General features: G+C 48.1%; 2 tRNA genes. Both read right to left on the bottom strand.

Annotated features, from left to right (window positions below):
- Positions 1–104 precede the first annotated feature (104 nt).
- Positions 105–180, bottom strand: a tRNA-Ala gene (locus tag ADJ24_RS23340).
- Between the two features lie 42 nt (positions 181–222).
- A tRNA-Ile gene (locus tag ADJ24_RS23335) sits at positions 223–299 on the bottom strand.
- Positions 300–341: the final 42 nt, after the last annotated feature.

The following is a 341-nucleotide window of genomic DNA, read 5'->3' as shown; positions in this document are numbered from 1 at the left end:
GTGTCGTTTCAATTTTCAGCTTGATCCAGATTTTTAAAGAGCAAAACTTCGCAGTGCACCTTTTCAGGTTCACTCTGAAGTTTTCTTGGGTTCGCAGTAAAAGATGGTGGAGCTATGCGGGATCGAACCGCAGACCTCCTGCGTGCAAAGCAGGCGCTCTCCCAGCTGAGCTATAGCCCCATCGTTTATAATCTCTGTACCGCTCATCCTTTAAAAGGAGTTTGGTAGGCCTGAGTGGACTTGAACCACCGACCTCACCCTTATCAGGGGTGCGCTCTAACCACCTGAGCTACAAGCCTGCAGAGATTTTTACTGCTGTTTTTCATCAGACAATCTGTGTG

Origin of the sequence: Enterobacter sp. 940_PEND, assembly GCF_001059415.1 — a bacterium.
GTDB lineage: Bacteria > Pseudomonadota > Gammaproteobacteria > Enterobacterales > Enterobacteriaceae > Enterobacter > Enterobacter cloacae_M.
The sequence above is the reverse complement of the archived record's forward strand: the minus strand, read 5'-3'. Positions and strand labels throughout refer to the sequence as shown.